Raw genomic sequence first — 22,925 nt, 5'->3', positions numbered from 1 at the left:
GATCTGCCTCTATTGCGCCAGAAGCCGGAGCCTGATCCAGTTCAGTGCCGCGAGTTTGAGGCGATCGTAAAACGACCGTGCGAAACGCACATAGCGCATGATCCATGCAAGCCAGGGATAGGTAAGGAGCTTTTCCCGGCCGGCGTGATAGATGCGCTCGACGATCAGGAATGTTGCGAGATGGGCGAGGATCGTGAGAACCAACCCCAGCTTGACGGCGCCATGGGCAATGAGAAGAAGACCGATGATCTTCATGGGTTCGGCGATGGCGAAGGGCACGGCTAGGCAAAGGAGAATGGCGAGGCGCGGCAGTCGCGCGATCCGGCTTTCCAGTCGCCTGATGAATGTCAGCCCGGATATGGCCCTGATGACGGGCCGGTAGAGCGGGCGAACAATACCGTCGAGGATCATGGCGAAAACGATGATCGCCCGAAGCGGAAAAACAATGATCGTCCGGATTATGCTCTTCACCTCGGCGGGTCTCCAAAAAGGGGCGTAACGCCCATCCTTAATCGCCTGAAACATGTCAAAACGAAGTCGCGTTGCGTTCAGCCCTGCCGCACGCTCGCATACATGCCGGTGGTGCGGAATTCGCTGGGGTTGGTGCCGTAGAGCCTGCGAAAGACCTTGGAGAAATAGTTCGGGTCCTCGAACCCGCACAGCACCGACACTTCCTTGATGGGAAGGTCGGCAGCCGAGGTCAGAAGCTTGGCCGCTCGGCGCAGGCGTCGCTGCAGCACGAATTCCGCCGGCGACAGGCCTTCGCTTTCCGCGAAGATGCGGGAAAAATGTGCGCGGCTGAGGCCTGCCACCGCCGCAAGGTCGCTGACCGAAAGCCGTTCGCCGAGATGGATGTCGATGTAGCTCAGCACCTGCTGCATGGTGCGATATTCGCCCCCGAAAGATGGATGAGAACCGAAGACATCGTCATAAAGCGTCATCGCCGCCTCATAGGCAACGGCGGAGGCAGCGCCTGGCGTTTCCGCGCCATTGACGAGGCGGGAACAGCATTCGGCGAGATGATCCACGGTTTCGGGCTGGAGCTTGAGGATCGGGCCGGTAACGGAAAGGATATTGCGGTGAATGCGCAATGCTTCCTCGCCATTCATGGAAATCCAGAAGAATTCCCATTGCTTGCCCTCTTCAAGCCAGTAGCGGTGATTGTGAGGAATGAGCAGCAGCAGGGTTTCGCCCGGTCTCACCACGTAATGGCGGTTTTCGTAACGCAGGTTGCCCTGTCCGCCGATACAATATTGCAGCACGGTGAACGGCGTCTGGCCGCGCTTGCGCCCGTCCCAGTCGTAATTGCCGCTGCGGCGGATTTCATAACCGCTGCTGGTCGGCATGGTGTGCAGCGTCTGGCGGCCCCGCGGCAGCGAAACTGTTCGCATACAGGGTCCCTGGTCGATCAAATCTTGCAGCACAAAATTACCCATGAAAGCATAATCCTTCTCTGGCCCTCACCGATATTATACGCATAATCCCGATCCGAGGAGACAGCCAGCAGGATATTGTTGCTGAAAAATTGGGATGAAGGCCGGTTTTCCGGGATTCTTAACGGTATTTTTCTGCAATGCCATTTTACGATCCTTCGGCCCGTTTCACCCGTTCGATTTGCAACAGAGGTGGCGTTATGAGTTTCAAAATCGCTATTATTGGCGCAGGCAGCGTCGGTTTCACTAAAAAACTGTTCACCGATCTCCTGTGTGTGCCGGAGTTTCGCGATATTGAAGTCGCGCTCACGGATATCAGCCAGCACAATCTGGATATGATCAGGGCGATCCTCGACAAGATCGTTGAGGCTAATGGTTTCCCCGTCAAGGTGACGGCCGATACCGACCGCCGCCGGGCGCTGGAGGGCGCGAAATATATCATCAGCTGCGTGCGGGTCGGCGGTCTGGAAGCCTATGCCGACGATATCCGCATTCCGCTGAAATACGGCGTCGACCAGTGCGTGGGCGATACGATCTGCGCTGGCGGCATTCTCTATGGTCAGCGCAACATTCCGGTCATTCTGGATTTCTGCAAGGATATCCGCGAAGTCGCAGCACCGGGTGCGAAATTCCTGAACTATGCCAACCCCATGGCCATGAACACCTGGGCGGCCATCGAATATGGCAAGGTGGACACGGTCGGTCTCTGCCACGGCGTGCAGCACGGCGCGGAACAGATCGCCGAAATCCTCGGCGCGAAATCGCCTGGAGAACTCGATTATATCTGCTCCGGCATCAACCACCAGACATGGTTCATCGATCTGAAGCTCAACGGTCGCAAGATTGGCAAGGAAGAACTGATCGCTGCCTTCGAGGCGCATCCGGTCTTCTCACAGCAGGAGAAGCTGCGCATCGACGTGCTGAAGCGTTTCGGCGTCTATTCGACCGAAAGCAACGGTCACCTCTCCGAATATCTGCCGTGGTATCGTAAGCGACCGGAGGAGATCAGTCGCTGGATCGACATGTCCGACTGGATTCATGGCGAAACCGGCGGGTATCTTCGCCACTCCACGGAAACGCGCAACTGGTTCGAAACCGAGTTTCCGCAGTTCCTGGCGTCTGCCGCTAAGCCGATCGATCCGGCCAGGCGCTCCAACGAACATGCGAGCCATATTCTCGAGGCGCTGGAGACGGGGCGTGTCTATCGCGGCCATTTCAACGTCAAGAACAATGGCGTCATCAGCAATCTGCCGGCGGATGCCATTATCGAGTCACCCGGTTTCGTCGACCGTTTCGGCATCAATATGGTCTCGGGCATCACCTTGCCGGAAGCCTGTGCGGCTACCTGCATGGCCTCCATCAACGTCCAGCGCATGTCGGTGCATGCGGCGGTCAGCGGCGATATCGATCTTTTGAAGCTTGCCGTGCTGCATGATCCGTTGGTCGGCGCCGTCTCAACGCCAGAGGAGGTCTGGCAGATGGTGGATGAGATGGTTGTCGCGCAGGCGCGCTGGCTGCCGCAATATGCCGATGCCGTTCCGGCAGCAAAGGAGCGGCTTGCGAAATCAACCGTCAAGACGCGTGACTGGGCGGGGGCCGCCCGCCGCAATGTGCGTTCCATCGAAGAATTGCGGGCCGAAAAATCGGCACTCAAGAAGGCTGTTTGAGGAAAAAGCATGAAAACAGGCCGGTGGCGAAAGGGAGTTCGCCGTCCGGTCTTAACAATCACAGAGGGTGGGCGCTCGAAGAGCTGCCATTTGGGAGGAAAAACGATGTTACTTCAACGCAGGATCGGTATCATCTCGGCACTGGGTCTCGGTGTTTCGATGATTGCACTCAATGCGAATGCCTTCGAGACCACCACGCCGCCCGAGCCGCCGCAATTTCCGGCCGAAGGCAAGATCAATTATGTGGCGCGTGACTCGATCCTCGAATTCAAGGCGCTGCCGGACTACAGCGAACCTGACTGGATCACAGAGAAATTCGAAAAGACCGGCAAGCTGCCGCCCTTGAAAGAGCGCCTGCCGGAAGAGCCGCTGGTCTACAAGACCGGCAATATGCCCGACGGCATGGGTGTTTACGGCGACACGATGCGCCATGTGGTGGGCGGCAGGCCCGAGGGCTGGAACTACATTGCCGGCCAGAGCCAGGGCTGGGGCGGCATCGATATCGCCCTTTCCGAATGCCTGACGCGCACCGCGCCGCTTTTCCAGGTGGATGCCAAGGATACCGAACCGCTGCCCAATCTGGCGAAAAGCTGGGAATGGTCCGAAGATGGCCACAAGCTGACGATGCATCTCGTCAAGGGTGCCAAGTGGTCCGACGGCGAACCCTTCAACGCCGATGACGTGATGTTCTACTGGGAAGACGCCGTCATCGATCCCAATGTCTCACCGCTTGGCGGCGGCGCATCGCCTGAGGCTTTCGGCGAGGGAACGACGCTGAAGAAGGTCGATGACTACACCGTCGAATGGACGTTCAAGGCGGCGTTTCCCAAACAATATCTCTACACCATGGCCTATCCGAGCTTCTGCCCCGGGCCGTCGCATCTCTTGAAGCCCCAGCATCCGAAATATTCCAAGAACACCTATAACCAGTTCAAGAACGCGTTCCCGCCGGAATATATGAACATGCCGGTCATGGGCGCGTGGGTGCCGGTGTCATACCGGCCGGACGATCTCATCGTTCTGCGCCGCAACCCCTATTACTGGAAGGTCGATGAGAAGGGCCAGCAGCTACCCTATCTCAACGAAGTTCACTACAAGCTCTCCACCTGGGCAGACCGTGATGTGCAGGCCGTGGCGGGATCTGGCGATTTCTCAAACCTGGAACAGCCGGAAAATTTCGTCGCTTCACTGAAACGCGCCGCCGAGCCCAATGCGCCGGCCCGCCTTGCCTTCGGGCCGCGCCTCATCGGCTATAATCTGCAGATGAACTTCTCCGCCAATGGCTGGGGCAATCCGGACGAGCGCGGGCAGGCCATTCGCGAGCTGAACCGCAACGAGGTGTTCCGGCAGGCCGTCACGTCGGCCATCGACCGCAAGGCGGTCGGCGACTCGCTGGTGAAGGGTCCGTTCACGGCGATCTATCCGGGCGGCATTTCGTCTGGCACCAGTTTTTATGATCGCGCCTCCACGGTCTATTACCCCTTCGACCTTGAGGGCGCCAAGGCCGCACTCGCCTCGATCGGCCTGAAGGACACGGATGGCGATGGTTTCCTGAATTTCCCGAAGGAAACGCTGGGCGGTCGCAATGTCGAAATTACCCTTCTCGTCAATAACGGTTACGCGACGGACAAGAGCCTCGCGGAAGGTCTTGTTGGCCAGATGGCGAAACTCGGCCTGCGCGTCGTTATCAACAGTCTCGATTCCAACCAGCGCGACGCCGCCCATTATGGCGGACAGTTCGACTGGCTGGTGCGGCGCAACTCCACCGAGCTTTCATCCGTGGTGCAAAATACCGAGCAGCTTGCCCCTGTCGGCCCGCGCACCAGCTGGAACCATCGCTCGCCCGAAGGCAAGGAACTCGATCTGATGCCGTTCGAGAAGGAGATGGCCGACATCGTTCGCAAATTCATCTCGTCGCAAGACAATGCCGAGCGGGCGGAACTGATGAAGCAATATCAGAAGGTCTATACGCAGAACCTCTATACGATTGGCCTCACCGAATATCCCGGCGCACTGATCGTCAACAAGCGGTTCTCGAATGTGCCGCAGGGCACGCCGATCTTCATGTTCAACTGGGCCGAAGATTCCATCATCCGCGAACGCCTTTGGGTCGCAGCCGACAAGCAGGGCAAATACGAACTTTTCCCGCAGCAGCTTCCCGGCAAGCCGGGCGAGGGCGGGCCGATCAACTAAAGCATTTCCCGAAAAAGCGGACACTGCTTTTTCGTCTGAAAATGCCAAGACCCTGAAGAACTCCTCCCGGAGCACACCCGGTACCGGTCGCGCGTGAAGCGCGGCCGGCAACACACGGCCCATCCAAACCGAGGAAGACCGTTCGATGCTGAGATTTCTGACGATACGCGTGGCATCCGCCATTCCTGTACTGCTGATCCTGAGCGTGGTGACCTTCGCCATCATTCAGGCGCCGCCCGGCGATTATGCCGACTACATCCGCTCGCAGCTGATGAACCAGGGCGGGGCGTCCTTCGAACAGGCGGAAGCGCAGGCGCAGGCTTACCGTATCGAACATGGCCTCGATAAGCCGCTCGTCATTCAATATTTCAACTGGATCGGGGGCATCGTCACCCGCGGCGATTTCGGCTACAGCTTCTATTACAACAAGCCGGTTGCCGATGTGGTTGGCGAACGCCTGCCGCGCACCATTGCGCTGGCGCTGGTCTGCCACATCTTTGCGTCCATTCTCGGCATCGCTTTCGGCATCTGGGCGGCCACACGGCAATATTCCTGGGTCGACAACCTTCTCTCCACCATCGCCTTCCTCGGCATGACGATCCCGCGTTTCCTGATGGCGCTGATCCTTGTTTATCTCATGGTGTTTCATTTCGACGTGTCGGAGATCGGCAGTTTCTTTTCGCCGCAATATGGCGGGGCACCCTGGTCGTGGGCAAAATTCGTCGATCTCGTCAGCCATGTCTGGCCGGTGGTCGCCATCGCCGTCTTCGGCGGCCTTGCCTACAATATGCGGGTCATGCGCGGCAATCTGCTCGATACGCTGAATGCGCAATATGTCGAGACAGCCCGCGCCAAGGGGCTTTCAGAAGGCGCCGTCATCATGCGCCATGCGGTGCCGAATGCCGTGCACCCGCTCGTCATGTATCAGGGCGTGGTGCTGCCCTATATGTTGAGCGGTGAAATCGAGACCGCGATCATCTTCGCGCTGCCGACCGTCGGCCCGGCCATTGTCGGCTCCATGGCGGTGGGAGATGTTTATGTCACCGCCACCTTCATGATGGTGCTGGCTGCAACGCTGATCGTCGGCAACATCATCGCCGACATGCTGCTCGCCATGCTCGACCCGCGCGTCCGCGAATTCGGGAGGGCCTGAGATGATGGCGTTTGACGACGTGAAAACCGAAACTGCTACCGCGGCAAAACCCGACCGCTCCACCCATGGCAACGAGACCTATCTCGCACTGGTCTGGCGGCGTCTCCGGCGCTCGTTTACCGGCATAGTCGGGCTGGTGCTGGTAGCGCTGTTGATCCTGATTGCCGTCTTTGCGGATTTCTTCGCGCCGATGAACCCGCTTGAAACCAATGCCAGCTTTTCGCCGCCGCAGGTGGTCAGTTTCTTCGACAAAGACGGCAATTTAAGCCTTGCACCGCGCGTCTATGCCATCGCCGAGACGGAAGAACTCGATCCCGTCACCTTCCAGCCCATCGTCGGGCCGGATTACGACAATCCCGTCTATCTCGGCTTCTTCGTCAAAGGTGCGGAATACAGGCTGTTGGGCCTTATCCCGATGAGCCGGCATTTCTTCGGCTCGACCGATGGCCAGCCTGTCCATTTTCTCGGCACCGACAAGTTCGGACGCGACGTGCTGTCGCGCGCCATTTACGGCTCGCGCATCTCGCTTGCAATCGCCTTAAGCGTCGTCGCCATCGTCACCGTCATCGGCACCAGTGTCGGTCTGATATCAGGATATTTCGGCGGGCCGCTGGATGCCTGGGTGCAGCGTTTTGTGGAAGTGGTGCTGGCCTTTCCCCAATTGCCGCTTTATCTCGCGCTGACCTCGCTCATTCCGGTCACCGCACCGACGACCGTGTTCCTTGTCTTTGTGGTCGGCGTCATGTCGGCGCTTGGCTGGGCGCAGATGTCGCGCGAGGTGCGCGGCAAGACGCTGGCGCTCGCGCGTATCGATTATGTGCGCGCGGCGATTGCCGTTGGCGCGACCGACCGGCGCATCATCTTCCAGCACATCCTGCCGAATGTGATGAGCCATGTGATCGTTGCCGTGACCTTGCATATTCCAAGCGTCGTTCTGCTCGAATCCTTCCTGGGGTTCCTTGGCTTTGCGGTCAAACCACCGCTGATCTCCTGGGGCCTGATGCTGCAGGATACGGCGACCTATTCCGTCATCGGCTCCTATCCGTGGATCCTTGCCCCGGTCGGTTTCGTGCTGGTCACCGTCTTCGCCTTCAACGCGCTCGGCGACGGCCTGCGCGATGCCGTCGATCCCTATTGAGAGGAGCGTGAAATGGAAGCTGCCCAGAACAAGGCCTACGCCCCCGCCATCCGCTTCGATGCCGTTGACCGTCACGACGACGCCATCATCGACGCCCGCAACATTGCCGTGACCTTCAAGGTGGAGCACGGCACGGTGGAGGCGGTGAAGGACATATCCTTTCAGCTTTACCGGGGCGAGACGATTGCCATCGTCGGCGAGTCCGGTTCGGGAAAATCCGTCACGGCCCGCACGATCATGGGGCTTCTGACGAAGCGGGCTTCGGTTTCGAAATCCGCGACCGTGCGGTTCAACGGTGACGACATATTGAAATTCTCCAGCAGCAAACGCCGGGCGCTGCGCGGAAACCGCATCTCGATGATCTTTCAGGAACCGATGAGTTCATTGAACCCGATCTATACGATCGGCAGCCAGATCGTCGAGGCGATCCGCGTCCATTCGAAGCTCAGCCGCAAGGAAGCCGAGGCGAGGGCGCTCGATCTGCTGCGGCAGGTGCAGATACCGGAGCCGGAAGCGCGGCTGAAACAATATCCGCACCAGCTTTCCGGCGGCCAGCGGCAGCGTGTGATGATCGCCATGGCGCTTTCCAACGATCCGGATGTGCTGATTGCCGATGAGCCAACCACTGCGCTCGATGTGACGGTGCAGGCGCAGATTCTCAACCTCATACGCGATCTGCAGAAGAAGCGCGGCATGGCCGTGGTTCTCATCACCCATGACCTGACGATCGTGAAGCAGTTTTCCGATTACGTCTATGTCATGCAGCATGGTGAGATGCGCGAGCACAACACAACGGAAAAGCTCTTCGAAGCGCCGCAACACCCCTATACGAAAAAGCTGCTTGCCTCCGAACCGCATGGCACGGCAAAGCCGCTGCCGGAAAAGTCCGGCGTGCTGCTGACGGCAAGCGGCGTGCGCGTCTCTTTCATGATGCGTTACGGCGGGCTGTTCAAACCGGAACTGAAGGAACTGATCGCCGTCGATGGTCTGGGGCTCACCCTCAGGCGGCACGAGACATTGGGCCTCGTCGGTGAATCCGGTTCCGGCAAGACGACCTTCGGACAATCCCTGCTTCGGCTGAACGAGCCGGCGGGCGGCGAGGTGGTCTTTGACGGCGAAAGGGTCGATGGCCGCTCCCGCGCCGAAATGCGGCCTTTGCGTTCGCGCATGCAGATCGTCTTTCAGGACCCATTCGCCTCGCTCAATCCGCGCATGACAATCGGTCAGATCATCGAGGAAGGTCTTGTCGTCAATGGCCTTGGCCGGACGAAAGCCGAAAGGCTGGACCGGGTGCGCGACGCCCTTGAGGCGGCCGGCATGCCCGGCAACATCCTCTCCCGTTTCCCGCATGAATTCTCCGGCGGCCAGCGCCAGCGCATCGCCATTGCCCGTGCGGTGGCGCTGGAGCCGGAATTCATCCTGCTCGATGAGCCGACCTCGGCGCTCGATCTTTCCGTTCAGGCACAGATTATCGACCTTCTGCGAAAGCTGCAGGATGAGCGGGGCTTAAGCTACCTGTTCATTTCGCACGACCTGAAAGTGGTCCGCGCGCTCTGCCACCGCGTCATCGTCATGCAGCGCGGGCAGATCGTTGAGCAAGGCCCTGTCGAGGATGTGCTGAGCAACCCTAAAACCGAGTATACTCAGCGGCTTGTACGGGCCGCCTTTGAAATCGCTTGAATTCACAATGCCGGAGGTAGACATGGCAAGAGATCCCAAGATCACATTCATCGGTGCAGGCTCCACGGTGTTCATGAAGAACATCATCGGTGACGTGCTCCAGCGTCCGGCCCTTTCGGGCGCCACCATCGCGCTGATGGATATCAATCGTGAAAGGCTGGAAGAAAGCGCCGTTGTCGTCAACAAGCTGATTTCGACGCTGGGGGCAAAGGCGAAAGCCGAGACCTACACCGACCAGAAAAAGGCGCTTGCCGGTGCTGATTTCGTTGTCGTCGCCTTCCAGATCGGCGGGTACGAACCCTGCACGGTCACCGATTTCGAGGTGCCACGCAAATACGGCCTGCGCCAGACCATCGCCGATACGCTCGGCGTCGGCGGCATCATGCGCGGCCTGCGCACCGTGCCGCATCTGTGGAAAATCTGCGAGGACATGCTGGCCGTCTGCCCCAACGCAATCATGCTGCAATATGTGAACCCCATGGCGATCAACACCTGGGCGATTGCGGAGAAATATCCGACGATCCGGCAGGTCGGCCTTTGTCATTCCGTGCAAGGCACGGCCATGGAACTCGCCCACGATCTCGATATTCCTTACGAGGAAATTCGCTACCGTTCGGCCGGCATCAACCACATGGCGTTTTTCCTCGAATTCGAACACCGCCAGCCCGATGGCAGCTACAAGAACCTCTATCCGGACCTCGTGCGCGGCTACCGCGAAGGCCGTGCGCCAAAACCCGGCTGGAACCCGCGTTGCCCCAACAAGGTGCGTTACGAGATGCTGACGCGGCTTGGTTATTTCGTCACAGAAAGTTCCGAACATTTCGCCGAATATACGCCCTATTTCATCAAGGAAGGGCGCGAGGATTTGATCGAAAAATTCGGCATCCCGCTCGATGAATATCCTAAGCGCTGCATCGAGCAGATCGAGCGCTGGAAGGACCAGGCGGCTGCCTATCGTTCTGCCGACACGATCGAGGTCAAGCCATCGAAGGAATATGCCTCCTCCATCATCAACTCGGTCTGGACCGGCGAGCCCTCCGTCATCTATGGCAATCAGCGCAACAATGGCTGCATCACCTCGCTGCCATCGGATTGCGCGGCGGAAGTGCCCTGCCTGGTCGATCATAACGGCGTGCAGCCCACCATCATCGGCGAATTGCCGCCGCAGCTCACCGCGCTGATGCGCACCAACATCAATGTGCAGGAACTGACGGTGCGGGCGCTGATGAGCGAAAACCGCGAGCACATCTTCCATGCGGCGATGATGGACCCGCACACGGCGGCGGAACTGGATCTCGACCAGATCTGGTCGCTGGTGGACGATCTGCTGCTCGCCCATCGCGACTGGCTGCCGGAATGGACGCAGGTGGAGGCGAAGCGGGCGCGCGCGGTGTAAGGCGCGGTTGCTGCGGCCAATGAGAGGTGGCGGGTTTCCGTCTGTGGTTGAGTTCACCGATACGCCTCTTTCGATATTCGACGTCATCCTCGGGACGAGTTGTCTCGAGGATCCAATCACGTAGCGAAACCTCCCTTGCACTTGACTTGTGTCAAAGCCGCAAAACACACCCTCACGTAAACAGCCCTTAACCCGGCCCGTTCTCCTCAAACAGGAGAAATGTCGGGTGCGAATACTAAACGCAAAGGTGGCTGGCTTCTTCGGTTTCATCGTATTAGGGTTGAAAGCCGAAGGGTTCATGGGGAAGACGGATGTCTAGAAAAGGCTTGCTCGTTGGTCTGGTGGTTCTGGTTATTGCCGGTATCGCCTATTTCTCCTGGTTAAAGCTGAAGGGTGAGGGGCTTCCTGCCGGATTTGTGGCCAGCAACGGCCGGATCGAAGCAGTCGAAATCGACATTTCCACCAAGACCGCAGGCCGCCTTCAGGACATCATGGTGCGTGAAGGCGATTTCGTGAAGGCGGGGCAGGTGCTGGCGCAGATGGACACCGCCCAGCTGGAGGCGCGGAAGCGTCAGGCCGAAGCACAGTTTCGCCGTGCGAAAATAGCAATCGATACGGCCCACAGCCTTGTCGCCCAGCGGGAAGCCGAAAAAACCTCGGCGCTGGCGGTGGTCGAACAGCGCAAGGCCCAGCTCGATTCTGCCTCCAAGACCTATGCACGCTCGAAACAGCTGCTGACCGGCAACGCCGTTTCGCAGCAGATCGTCGATGACAGTGAAGCCGCCGAGCAGTCCGCCCGCGCCACGCTTGCCTCCGCCCAGGCCTCGCTTGCCGCCTCCGATGCCGCAATCAACGCGGCCAAGGCGCAGATCGTCGATGCCGAGGCGGCGGTGGACGCCGCGCAGGCCGATATTGAAAGCATCGAGACTGATATCGCCGATGCGACGCTGAAATCACCCCGCGACGGCCGCGTGCAATATCGGATCGCCCAGCCCGGTGAGGTGCTGTCCGCCGGTGGACGGGTTCTGAACCTCGTCGATCTCGGCGATGTCTATATGACGTTCTTCCTGCCGACAGCCGAGGCCGGTCGCACGTCTATGGGCTCGGATGTGCGCCTGATACTGGACGCGGCCCCGCAATATACCATTCCGGCGAAAGTTTCCTTCGTCGCCGATGTCGCGCAGTTCACGCCGAAGACGGTTGAAACCGAAGAGGAACGCCAGAAGCTCACCTTCCGGGTGCGGGCGCAAATCCCGCAGGAACTGCTGCAGAAATATATCCAATATGTCAAAACCGGGCTGCCCGGCATGGCCTATGTCCGGCTTGATCCACAGGCCGCCTGGCCGGAAAACCTCGAACGCAATCTTGTCAAGTGAGGGGGGCCGCGATGGTCACGCCCTCCGCAACGAATGACAGAAATGCACCGGTCGCGCGGCTGACCGATGTGCGGCTGACCTTCGGAAGCACCATCGCGCTGGCCGATATATCGGTCGAGATCCCCGCCGGGCGGATGATAGGGCTTATCGGGCCGGACGGTGTCGGCAAATCGAGCCTGTTGTCGCTCGTCTCTGGCGCGCGCGCCATCCAGAATGGCAAGGTGGAGGTTCTGGGTGGCGATATGTCCGATCCGCGTCACCGCGAGGATACCTGCCCGCGTATTGCCTACATGCCGCAGGGTCTTGGCAAGAACCTTTATCCCACCCTGTCCGTCTTCGAGAATATCGACTTTTTCGGCAGGCTGTTCGGGCAGGGCAGCAGGGAGCGGCAGGCGCGCATTGCCGAGCTACTGAAAAGCACCGGCCTCGAGCCCTTCGCCGACCGCCCCGCGATGAAGCTTTCCGGCGGCATGAAGCAGAAGCTCGGGCTCTGCTGCGCGCTGATCCACGATCCTGACCTGCTCATTCTCGATGAGCCGACCACCGGCGTCGACCCGCTGTCACGCCGGCAATTCTGGGAGCTGATCAGCTCCATCCGGGCCGGGCGTCCGGGTATGAGCGTCATCGTTGCCACGGCCTATATGGAAGAGGCCGCGGGTTTCGACTGGCTGGTCGCCATGGACGGCGGCAAAATACTCGCCACCGGCTCACCCGCCGAACTTCTCGAGCGCACCTCCGCACCCAATCTCGACGCCGCCTTCATCGCGCTTCTTCCCGAAGAAAAGCGCAAGGGTTACCACGAGGTGCATATCGCGCCGCGCAAGGTGGCGGGTGAGGCCGATTATGCCATCGAGGCGTCGCATCTCAGCATGCGCTTCGGCGATTTTACCGCCGTCGACAATGTCAGCTTCAAGATTCCGCGCGGCGAGATTTTCGGCTTTCTCGGCTCCAATGGCTGCGGAAAATCCACGACCATGAAGATGCTGACCGGGCTTCTGGCGGCTAGCGAAGGCGAAGCCAAGCTCTTCGGGCACAAGGTGGATGCCAGCGACATGGCAATCCGCCACCGCGTCGGTTACATGAGCCAGGCCTTCTCGCTTTATTCAGAACTGACCGTGCGGCAGAACCTCGATCTTCACGCTCGCCTGTTCAAGCTGCCGGAAGACACCATTCAGCCGCGTATCGCGGAAATGGCCGAGCGTTTCGATCTCGGCGCTGTCATGGAAACACTGCCGGACGACCTGCCGCTCGGCATCCGGCAGAGGCTGTCGCTTGCGGTGGCGATGATCCATTCGCCTGATATTCTCATCCTCGACGAGCCGACCTCCGGCGTCGACCCGGTGGCGCGCGACGGGTTCTGGCAAATCCTTGCCGATCTCTCGCGCAACGACAATGTCACCATCTTCATCTCCACCCATTTCATGAACGAGGCGGAGCGTTGCGACCGCATTTCGCTGATGCATGCCGGTAAGGTGCTGATCAGCGATACGCCTGACGCGATTACCAGGAGCCGCAATGCCGCAACGCTTGAAGAGGCTTTCGTCGCCTATCTCGAGGATGCCTCGGGTGTGAAAAAGGGAAAGCCTGCGACACAGCCCACACCGGCAGCGGAGGTGCCAGCGACGCAACATGCCGCACCCACGCGCAAGAGGTTTTTCGATTTCCGGCGCATGTTCAGCTATACCCGCCGCGAGGCGCTGGAGCTGCAGCGGGACCCCATTCGCGGAACGCTGGCGGTGCTCGGCAGCGTCATCCTGATGTTTGTCATCGGATACGGCATCAATCTCGATGTCGAGGACCTGACCTTCGCGGTGCTGGACCGCGACGATTCCACCATCAGCCGTGACTACGTGCTCGATATTGCCGGCTCCCGTTATTTCATCGAAAAGGAACAGATCCGCGATTATGCCGATATGGATCGGCGGATGCGTGACGGGGAACTCAGCCTCGCCATCGAAATTCCCCCCGGTTTCGGCCGGGATGTCTTGCGCGGCAAAACCGTGGAGGTGGGCGCGTGGATCGACGGCGCCATGCCGCAGCGGGCGGAAACCGTTCGCGGATACGTGCAGGGCATGCACCAGACATGGCTGGCGCGCAAGGCCGTCGAGATTTACGGCAGCGCGGCGACGCAGAGCAGTTTCAGCATCGAAACGCGCTATCGTTACAATCCTGACGTCAAAAGCCTCGTCGCCATGGTGCCGGCGGTCATTCCGCTGCTGCTGATGCTCATTCCCGCCATGCTTTCGGCACTCAGCGTCGTCAGGGAAAAGGAGCTCGGCTCCATCGTCAATCTTTACGTGACGCCGACCACGCGCCTGGAATTCCTGATCGGCAAGCAGCTTCCGTATGTGGCTCTTGGCATGCTTAATTTCCTGCTTCTGACGGCTTTCGCCATCTTCATCTTCCAGGTGCCTTTCACCGGAAGTTATCTCGCCTATGCGACGGGAGCGCTGCTCTATGTCATCATTGCCACCTCCATCGGCCTACTCATGTCGTCCTTCATGAAAAGCCAGATCGCGGCAATCTTCGGCACGGCCCTGCTGACGCTTATTCCTGCAACGCAATATTCAGGCATGATCGATCCCGTTTCATCGCTACAGGGGGCGGGCGCCTTTATCGGCAACATCTATCCCGCTACCTATTTCATGACCATTTCGCGCGGCACCTTTTCGAAGGGGCTGGATTTCGCCGGGCTCTCCGGCTCTTTCCTGCCGCTTCTCATCGCCATTCCGCTGCTTCTCATTGCCGGCGCCGCACTTTTGAGGAAACAGGCGTCATGAAGCTGTTTTCGTCCAACATCTTCCAGCTCGGCATCAAGGAACTGCGCGGCCTTGCGCGCGACGGCATGCTGCTGCTGCTCATTGTCTACGCCTTCACGCTGCAAATCTACACCGGCTCCAGCGCGCTGCCGGAAACGCTGAACAATGCCGCCATCGCCATTGTCGACGAGGATCAGTCGCCGCTTTCCGGCCGCATCAGTACGGCGTTTTATCCACCCTATTTCGCACCGCCGAAGCAGATTTCCATCGCGGAAATGGACAAGCGCATGGATGCGGGTCTCGATACTTTCGCACTCAACATCCCGCCGGATTTCCAGCGCCGGCTGATGGCCGGGCAGCAGCCGGCCATCCAGCTCAATATCGACGCCAGCCGCATGAGCCAGGCCTTCAGCGGCGGCGGTTATGTGCAGAACATCGTGACCAGCGAAGTTCAGGAATATGTCAACCGCTCTCGCGGAGCGACGTCGGCGCCTGTGGACCTGACATTGCGATCCCGTTTCAACCCGGAGCTGGACAAGTCGTGGTTCGGGTCGATCAACAACATCATCACCGCCATCACCATGCTGTCGATCGTGCTGACGGGGGCGGCGCTCATTCGCGAGCGTGAGCATGGCACGGTCGAGCATCTGCTGGTCATGCCGGTCACGCCGCTGGAAATCATGCTCAGCAAGGTCTGGTCCATGGGCCTTGTCGTGCTGGTGGCCTCGGCATTTTCCCTGTTCGTGGTCGTCAGGGGGCTGCTCGCCATTCCGATCGAAGGCTCGCTTTCACTTTTCCTGCTTGGAACGGCATTGCAACTCTTCGCCATGACGTCGATGGGCATCTTCCTTGCGACCGTCGCAGGTTCCATGCCGCAATTCGGCATGTTGCTGATCCTGTTCCTGCTGCCTTTGCAGGTGCTCTCCGGCGCCATGACGCCACGTGAAAGCATGCCTGATATCATCCAGTACATCATGCTTCTCGCACCCAACACCCATTTCGTCATTCTGGCGCAATCGGTGCTCTTCAGGGGGGCGGGGCTGGATGTGGTCTGGCCGCAACTGCTGGCGTTGCTCGCCATCGGCTTTGCGCTTTTTGTTTTCGCGCTTCGCCGTTTCAGGCGGTTCCTGCGCTGACCCCAGCGCGATCATGCGCCTGTTTCACCCGTTTCCGCGCGCGTTGAATTTATTGTGTTCGGTAACGGTATGTTCGCCTTCCGTGAATATGCCTATGAGGACGACTGGGTAAGCGGGCTTTGTTCAGGAGTAGCAAAATGAATATTGCAGCACGTCTGCCACTGGCAGCCATGATCGCACTGGTGGCAACGCCATCCCTCGCGTCGGAAGATATGACGTTGCAGACGAGCGAAGCGATATTCGGCTTTGGTGGCGTCCTGACGAAAGAAGACATGCTGAAAAGTGCAGCCCTCATTCCGGTGGAATATGAGCGCAACGCCATTCTGGGCGGCGGCTATCAGTTCTACCCTTACCATATCGGCAATGTGAAACTCGGCGGCGAAATCGGCGTTGCCGCCAGGTTCGGCAAAGGCTTTACGGGTGAAGTCTGGGCGGGTCCCGTCGCGCGTTACGAGCAGATCAGGCTGGGAGAGCGTCTGTTCATCACGCCAAGCTTTACCGCCGGCCTCAGCCTTGTCACGGATGCGCAGCGGGGCCGCGAGCGTGAACAGGAAATCAAGGACGACGGCAACGCCAATGTCCTGTTTTATCTGGGGCCGGAAATCAACGTGTCCTTCAGCGAGGATTCCCCGACGGAATTTTTCTGGCGGCTGCACCACCGCTCCGGCGGCGGCAAGACGCTGGGCAATATGAAGGGTGCGACGAACGCCAATGTCTTCGGCGTCCGCTATAAATTCTAGGCTGCTCGACGGGGTCCGGGTCTGCAGGCGGCCAAAACTTCAGCCGCCTTTCTCATTTTCGCACGCCACAGGTCGGAACCCGTGCATGCAGCGCATGGGTGGATTGCCTTATTCTGCCTGTTAATTCGTCATCGGAAAGCGCATATACAGCGCATCAGAAGACGCCGGGACGAAAATGTTACTGACGTCACCTTAACCTCAGAAAGGGTAATGTCATGAACGTAGCACGCAGCTTCAATAACTGGCGCAAATATCGTCAGACCATCAACGAACTCGGCCGTATGAGCACCCGTGAACTGCACGATCTCGGTATCGATCGCAGCCAGATCACCAGTGTGGCCCGCGCCGCCGTTGGCAAATAATCAAGGCCATATCGCCTCATTTGAATATACGAACGCCCGCTCAGCGGGCGTTTTTTGTTTTGGGGATATCGAAAGCTTCGCGGTGAATGTCCGCCAGATACTCAGGCGGCGATGAAATCGGATGCGAAGGGCGATGATAGTCGCCATGCGTTAAATGCATATCTGCGCTGCAAGCTTATGCCTATCAAATGCGCAGAAAAATGCTATCTTCCAATCATCGAAAGCGATGTACCTCCTCCCACATCCTTTTGGTAATGCGGGTGATCCTACTCCTCCTCCCAATGGATTGCCCCGGGGACAGCGGTTTTCCTCCTCCCATATCGCTGTTCATCTTTTCAGAAAGCCTGCCGCACCTCCTCCCGCGGCAGGCTTTTTTGTTTTACCGGGAGTTTCCAGCGTCAATCTCAATCGAATGGCAGCATCCCGATGGGGGTGACGGCATGTGTGCCGGCCCGTTTGGCTATGGCATAGGAGAGGCACTGCTCCACCGCATCTTGCGGTACAGGCTTGGAAATAACGCCAGCGCCGACACCAAGGTTGACAACGACTTCTGGATTGGCCGTCATGAAAATGACGACGACGCCGTTTTCCGACAGTCTGCGTCCGATTTCCGGTCCGGTCTGCCCGTCCGCAAGGTTGACGTCGACAAAGGCGACGTCAGCGCTCCTGCCGAGCGCGATCGCGTCATCCAGACGGTTGGCAATCCCGATGACGTCGGCTTCATCTTCGGCCTGCATGATGGAATCTTCTATATCCATGGCAATCAGGAATTCGTCTTCAACGATCAGCACGCGCGGCTGCTGCGTGCTGTAACCCGTTTCTCGTTGTAAGACGTCTGCCAACATTTGCCTGCCTCCGTTTTGCGCGCCGCCGGGCGCTGTTGGCTAGCAAACACCCTGAGCGACAACTCGTTCCAAAGTGAGATAAACATAGTGAATAGAGTGTAAACGGCGTGCCTTTTCGGCTATCACGAAGCAATGGCGAAGCATTTGATTCGGTTTGGTTTTCATCTGGGGAAGGGGTGGAAGAACGCTGCCGTAGCGCATCTTTCGCCGCTGGAGCGCAAGTCTTTTGGCCGCAATTTGTCCTTAAGGCCTGCATGGAATTCAAGATGTTACGGCGTCCTTCCTTTGCCTGGAGTGAAACGCCGAGATGCCGCCGATCATTCGCGTGCCCCGTTCAGAAACGGTGCCGGACCCGATGAGTTTAGAAAGAGAATAAGACGATGACCCAGTCTCCGCGCGCCACCATTGCCCGCAACACACCCAACATCGCCGTCGTCGGCGTCGGTGGCGGTGGCGGTAACGCGATCAATAACATGATTGCCGAGGGCATTGGCGGCGTCGATTTCATCGCTGCCAATACGGATGCGCAGGCGCTGAAGAAAACCAATGCGCCGCGGTTGGTGCAGCTCAGCTCCGAACTGACTGGCGGGCTTGGAGCGGGCGCCGATCCCGAGGTGGGCCGACAGGCGGCGATCGATTCCCTTGACGAGATCATGGATCACCTGAGCGGCTACGACATGTGCTTTATCACCGCCGGCATGGGCGGCGGCACCGGCACGGGTGCTGCCCCCGTTATTGCCGAAGCCTGCCGGGCAAAGAACATCCTGACCGTCGGTGTCGTCACGCTTCCCTTCAGCTTCGAGGGCGCACGCCGCATGAGGGCTGCCGAATATGGCTTCGCCAACCTACTCAACACGGCCGATACCGTTATCGTCATTCCAAACCAGAACCTGCTGCGCATTGCCGATGCTGGCACGACCTTCGAAAATGCGCTGAAGACGGCCGACAAGGTCCTGTCACTTGGCGTGCGCTGCATCACCGATCTCATCCTGCGCGAAGGTCTGGTCAATCTCGATTTTGCCGATGTGCGCTACGTCATGAAAAATGGCGGCCGGGCTTTGATGGGCACGGCACAGGCCAAGGGTGAAAAACGCGCCTCGGAAGCAGCGGCGGCAGCCATCGCCAACCCGCTTCTCGGTGAACCGTCTCTGAAGGAAGCGCGGGGTGCGCTGGTTTCCATCTCCGGCGGCAACGATCTGACGCTTTACGAGATCGATGAGGCAATGACGCTGGTGCGTGAGGCGGTCAGCGAAGAAACCGATGTGGTGATGGGCGCTTCCTTCGACCCGACGCTGGACGGCGCTTTCAAGATTTCCGTCGTCGCCACTGGCCTGCGCAACTGATGATGCTGGCTTGAGACGGGACACTGCTGGGCGTTTCTTCTCCCTGGCGGGGGAAGAGGCACGCGGCGTGCTCCTCGCTTCCCAAGATCAATCGTCGTTCGTTTAAGCACCCGCGCCACAAACTGAACGATCAAAAGCCGTCGTGTGGAATTTTCGCGACGGCTTTTTGTTGTTTTCGAACGATTATTCCGTCATTCAAAAAAAGCGGCGGTGCTGCGCGGCGTTGATCGGGGAAAAATATAATAGTACTCTTTATGTCGACAAGAGGGATTTGATAATGTCTGATATTATTGCTTCTGCCGAGCGTAAGCGCGGCTCTGGCGTGAAGATGGTCTATGACCTGCTGCGCGACGAGATTCTCGATCTGGTTCTGCCGCCGGGCAGCCCCATTGATGAGGTGCAGCTTGCCGAACGGTTCAAGATGTCGCGCACGCCGATCCGCGAGGCGCTGGTGCGGCTTTCGGGCGAGGGGCTGATCGATACGCTGCCGAACCGTTCGACCATGGTGTCGAATATCGACTTCCTCAACATGCACACTTATTTCGATGCGCTGGTGCTGATGTATCGGGTAACGACGCAGCTTGCCGCGCAATATCACCGTCCGGAGGATCTGGCCGGCATCCGCGCCCATAATGCGGAATTTGCCATTGCAGTCGAGAAGCAGGATGCGTTGGCGATGATTTCCACCAATGCCGCCCTCCACCTTTCCATCGCCGAAGCCGGGCGCAATCCTTATTTCACCAGCCTGTTCAAGCGGCTCCTGGATGAGGGACGGCGCATTCTCAGGCTTTATTACCAGTCCTATGATGATCGTCTGCCCAAGCGCTTCGTCGATGATCATGAAGAGATGATTGCGGCGATTGCCGCTCGCGATATCGCTCTTTCCGAACGGCTGGCGCGGGAGCACGCCGAACAGATCGTGCGGCAGGTGCAGAAACTTCTGGTGCGAAACGAACGGCTGGAAATAAATCTGTAGCTTGTCGATTTCTTGTCGACAAATAAAATACAAGATAGTAATGTCCTTGTTGAAAGGGTGGCGCGGAGGTGCGTCCATTCCCGAAAAACTGTCCCTTAGGAGCTATTAATGACGGCCAGCATTTTTTCCGGCGTGATTCCCGCCTTGATGACCCCTTGCAAGGATGACCGCAGCCCTGATTTCGATGCGCTTGTCCGCAAGGGCAAGGAACTGATCGCCGATGGCATGTCGGCGGTCGTTTATTGCGGCTCCATGGGCGACTGGCCGCTCCTGACGGACGAGCAGCGCATGGAAGGCGTGGAGCGTCTGGTGAAGGCCGGTATTCCAGTTATCGTCGGCACCGGCGCGGTCAACACGGCATCCGCCGTTGCCCATGCCGCCCACGCCCAGAAGGTTGGCGCCAAGGGTCTGATGGTCATTCCGCGTGTTCTGTCGCGCGGTTCGGTCATCGCTGCTCAGAAGGCTCATTTCAAGGCCATTCTTTCGGCTGCGCCGGAAATCCCGGCCGTCATCTACAACAGCCCCTATTACGGTTTTGCGACCCGCGCCGACCTCTTCTTCGCGCTGCGCGCCGAACACAAGAACCTCGTCGGCTTCAAGGAATTCGGCGGCCCGGCGGATATGCGTTATGCGGCCGAGAACATCACCAGCCGCGATGACGACGTGACCCTGATGATCGGCGTTGATACGGCAGTCTTCCACGGTTTCGTCAATTGCGGCGCCACCGGCGCCATCACCGGCATCGGCAATGTCCTGCCGAAGGAAGTCATTCACCTCTGCAAGCTGTCGCAGGCCGCCGCCAAGGGCGATGCCGATGCCCGCGCCCGCGCGCTGGAACTGGAACAGGCGCTGGCCGTTCTCTCGTCCTTCGATGAAGGCCCGGATCTGGTTCTCTATTTCAAGCACATGATGGTTTTGAAGGGCGACAAAGAATACACGCTGCACTTCAACGAAACCGACGCCCTGACCGACAGTCAGCGCGGTTATGTCGAGGCGCAGTTCAAGCTTTTCAACAGCTGGTATGCCGATTGGAGCAAGCTTCCGGGCGCGGTGCAGGCCTGCAAGGCTGCCTAAAGCAGCCGCTGATGTGAAAACAAGAGGCCCGCAATTTGCGGGCCTTTATTGCATTTATGAGGTTTGAGCGTTTCTTGGCTTCGACGTCACCCCGGACTTGTCCCACGGCTGTCCGTTTAAATTTTTTTGCCAGCTACAATCCCCACGAAGCTGGTGATGAAGAGTGGATATTCTCTCGGCGTCGTCAACTCTGCACCGGGCCGCGGGCCTTATATATATATTGTTCTCCGACACAGTCAGGAGACCGCCGCCAGACCATTCTCCAGCAACCGCTCGAGGCCGGCCATTTCTTCTGCGGTCAATGTAATGCCTTCATTTTCGGATTTGGCGCGGGCAGTGAAGCGGCGGCCGGAGGGCAGGCGGGCGCCTTGGCCGATGATGGCGTCGAACAGTGCTTCCGCGCGCTGGAAGGGATCCCCCGGGCGCCCCTTGGCGAAGGCTTCCGGCGAGAAGGCGACGATCAACTCACCATGGAAGGGCGCAAGCGTGGTGGTGCCGAGATAGTCCAGCACTTCGGGGCTGGTGAGGTCGCCGATCATGATGCCGGCGAGAAGCTCGATCATCGTGCCGATGGCAGAACCCTTGTGGCCGCCAAAGGGCAACATGGCACCGGCAAGGGCCGCCTCGGGGTCCGTCGTCGGATTGCCATCGGCGTCGACCGCCCAGCCTTCGGGTAGGGATTTCCCCGCGCGTCGATGCAGTTCTATCTCTCCGCGGGCGGCAACGGATGTCGCAAAATCGAAGACATAAGGCGAAGTGCCTTTGCGCGGCCAGCCGAAAGCGAAGGGGTTGGTGCCGAGCAGCGGCTTGGTTCCTCCCGTCGGCGCGACGGTGGAATAGCTCGGGCACATGACCAGACCGGCGAGCCCGTTCGAGGTCAGCCCCTCCACTTCGGGCCAGAGCGCCGAAAAATGGGTGCAGTCATTGATGACGAGCGCGGCAACGCCCAGGCGCTTTGCGCGGTCCGCCAGAACCGGCAGACCGAGTTCGAAGGCAGGGTTGGCGAAGCCGCCATTGGCATTGACCTTCACGATGGCCGTGCCATCGTCTTCAGCCACCTCAGGTATCGCATCGGGCTTTACCTTGCCGGCCTTGACGGTGCGAAGCGCGCCTTCAATACGGTAGATTCCGTGGGACTTGCAGGCGTCCCGCTCACCGGCTGTAATGACGCGCGCCAGCGCTCCCGACTGCACGGCGTTGAGGCCGGCCCTCAAGAAAATCGACTCGACCCGCTGGAAAAGCGCCTCAATGGTCAAGGTGGTCGTGTCGCTCATCATAGTCCTCCGATAGGGTTCGCACATTTTGAATACATAAAGTATACAAAGGTGTGAGTATTGCAATGGGTCTTTTCTGTGAAGCTCGGTCAGAGCAAAAGGCCAGCCCGTCAGACATGAAGATACCCTAACCATCATTCTGGTGCTTGTCGCAAGAAACCGGCCGGCGCGCGTCTGGGTGTCGGAAAGAGTGTTTCAGTCCAAGGACTTGGGCTGTTGTTCCCTCCATGCGCAAGCTTACTTGGGCAATCCGTGCCGCCTCACTCGTTCGCACGTGCAAAAATTCTTTTTGTATACTCGTTGTATTTTTGTGTTGATTTATCGCTTTCATGGGGAAATAGTGACCGCGCCTTCAAAGGCAGACCAATTGATGGGAGCAA

The 22,925-nt window shown here is 58.9% G+C and carries 18 protein-coding genes; 14 read left to right on the top strand and 4 right to left on the bottom strand.

Annotation, left to right across the window (positions count from 1 at the left end):
• Positions 1-9: 9 nt before the first annotated feature.
• Positions 10-471, bottom strand: coding sequence for a hypothetical protein (locus PL599_RS08670; RefSeq protein ID WP_269824336.1), 462 nt, complete (start codon positions 469-471; stop codon positions 10-12).
• Between the two features lie 77 nt (positions 472-548).
• On the bottom strand, positions 549-1,436 hold the full coding sequence (locus PL599_RS08665) for an AraC family transcriptional regulator (RefSeq protein WP_271358988.1): 888 nt from the start codon (positions 1,434-1,436) through the stop codon (positions 549-551).
• Positions 1,437-1,633: 197 nt separating this feature from the next.
• Here PL599_RS08665 and PL599_RS08660 point away from each other — a divergent pair, with 197 nt between their 5' ends.
• The 11 genes from PL599_RS08660 (at position 1,634) to PL599_RS08610 (ending at position 17,033) form a co-directional block, all read left to right on the top strand.
• Positions 1,634-3,100 (top strand): alpha-glucosidase/alpha-galactosidase, encoded by a 1,467-nt coding sequence (locus PL599_RS08660; RefSeq protein WP_217003924.1) that lies wholly within the window; start codon positions 1,634-1,636, stop codon positions 3,098-3,100.
• A 105-nt stretch (positions 3,101-3,205) separates the two neighbouring features.
• Complete coding sequence (locus PL599_RS08655; RefSeq protein WP_217003923.1) at positions 3,206-5,293, top strand: ABC transporter substrate-binding protein; 2,088 nt, start codon at positions 3,206-3,208, stop codon at positions 5,291-5,293.
• 145 nt (positions 5,294-5,438) lie between these two features.
• On the top strand, positions 5,439-6,446 hold the full coding sequence (locus PL599_RS08650; RefSeq protein ID WP_077983927.1) for an ABC transporter permease: 1,008 nt from the start codon (positions 5,439-5,441) through the stop codon (positions 6,444-6,446).
• Position 6,447: 1 nt separating this feature from the next.
• Positions 6,448-7,584 carry an ABC transporter permease gene (locus PL599_RS08645; protein ID WP_137411163.1) on the top strand — a complete coding sequence of 379 codons (1,137 nt, stop codon included), beginning with the start codon at positions 6,448-6,450 and terminating at the stop codon, positions 7,582-7,584.
• Between the two features lie 12 nt (positions 7,585-7,596).
• On the top strand, positions 7,597-9,264 hold the full coding sequence (locus PL599_RS08640) for an ABC transporter ATP-binding protein (RefSeq protein WP_077983925.1): 1,668 nt from the start codon (positions 7,597-7,599) through the stop codon (positions 9,262-9,264).
• Positions 9,265-9,286: 22 nt separating this feature from the next.
• Positions 9,287-10,660, top strand: coding sequence for an alpha-glucosidase/alpha-galactosidase (locus PL599_RS08635; protein ID WP_269824337.1), 1,374 nt, complete (start codon positions 9,287-9,289; stop codon positions 10,658-10,660).
• A gap of 311 nt (positions 10,661-10,971) precedes the next feature.
• Positions 10,972-12,036, top strand: coding sequence for an HlyD family secretion protein (locus tag PL599_RS08630; RefSeq protein WP_269824338.1), 1,065 nt, complete (start codon positions 10,972-10,974; stop codon positions 12,034-12,036).
• An 11-nt stretch (positions 12,037-12,047) separates the two neighbouring features.
• Positions 12,048-14,816, top strand: coding sequence for a ribosome-associated ATPase/putative transporter RbbA (rbbA, locus tag PL599_RS08625; RefSeq protein ID WP_269824339.1), 2,769 nt, complete (start codon positions 12,048-12,050; stop codon positions 14,814-14,816).
• Positions 14,813-15,931 carry an ABC transporter permease gene (locus PL599_RS08620; RefSeq protein ID WP_416172497.1) on the top strand — a complete coding sequence of 373 codons (1,119 nt, stop codon included), beginning with the start codon at positions 14,813-14,815 and terminating at the stop codon, positions 15,929-15,931. The genes rbbA and PL599_RS08620 overlap by 4 nt, the downstream gene beginning before the upstream one ends.
• Positions 15,932-16,068: 137 nt before the next feature.
• The gene (locus PL599_RS08615; protein WP_165691259.1) at positions 16,069-16,671 is read left to right on the top strand and encodes a hypothetical protein; all 603 of its coding nucleotides are present in this window, start codon (positions 16,069-16,071) and stop codon (positions 16,669-16,671) included.
• 215 nt (positions 16,672-16,886) lie between these two features.
• The gene (locus tag PL599_RS08610; RefSeq protein ID WP_077983920.1) at positions 16,887-17,033 is read left to right on the top strand and encodes a DUF1127 domain-containing protein; all 147 of its coding nucleotides are present in this window, start codon (positions 16,887-16,889) and stop codon (positions 17,031-17,033) included.
• Between the two features lie 404 nt (positions 17,034-17,437).
• Here PL599_RS08610 and PL599_RS08605 read toward each other — a convergent pair whose 3' ends face one another.
• Complete coding sequence (locus tag PL599_RS08605; RefSeq protein ID WP_077983919.1) at positions 17,438-17,878, bottom strand: response regulator; 441 nt, start codon at positions 17,876-17,878, stop codon at positions 17,438-17,440.
• Positions 17,879-18,258: 380 nt separating this feature from the next.
• Here PL599_RS08605 and ftsZ point away from each other — a divergent pair, with 380 nt between their 5' ends.
• The 3 genes from ftsZ (at position 18,259) to PL599_RS08590 (ending at position 21,271) form a co-directional block, all read left to right on the top strand.
• On the top strand, positions 18,259-19,221 hold the full coding sequence (gene ftsZ / locus PL599_RS08600) for a cell division protein FtsZ (protein ID WP_003521714.1): 963 nt from the start codon (positions 18,259-18,261) through the stop codon (positions 19,219-19,221).
• Positions 19,222-19,498: 277 nt separating this feature from the next.
• Positions 19,499-20,197, top strand: coding sequence for a GntR family transcriptional regulator (locus tag PL599_RS08595; RefSeq protein WP_269824340.1), 699 nt, complete (start codon positions 19,499-19,501; stop codon positions 20,195-20,197).
• Between the two features lie 108 nt (positions 20,198-20,305).
• Positions 20,306-21,271, top strand: a complete 966-nt coding sequence (locus PL599_RS08590) for a dihydrodipicolinate synthase family protein (protein ID WP_137411157.1) — start codon at positions 20,306-20,308, stop codon at positions 21,269-21,271.
• A gap of 236 nt (positions 21,272-21,507) precedes the next feature.
• Here PL599_RS08590 and PL599_RS08585 read toward each other — a convergent pair whose 3' ends face one another.
• Positions 21,508-22,545 (bottom strand): Ldh family oxidoreductase, encoded by a 1,038-nt coding sequence (locus PL599_RS08585; protein ID WP_269824341.1) that lies wholly within the window; start codon positions 22,543-22,545, stop codon positions 21,508-21,510.
• Positions 22,546-22,925: the final 380 nt, after the last annotated feature.

Origin of the sequence: Agrobacterium sp. ST15.16.055 (assembly GCF_027956555.1) — a bacterium.
Taxonomy (GTDB): domain Bacteria; phylum Pseudomonadota; class Alphaproteobacteria; order Rhizobiales; family Rhizobiaceae; genus Agrobacterium; species Agrobacterium salinitolerans.
The sequence above is the reverse complement of the archived record's forward strand: the minus strand, read 5'-3'. Positions and strand labels throughout refer to the sequence as shown.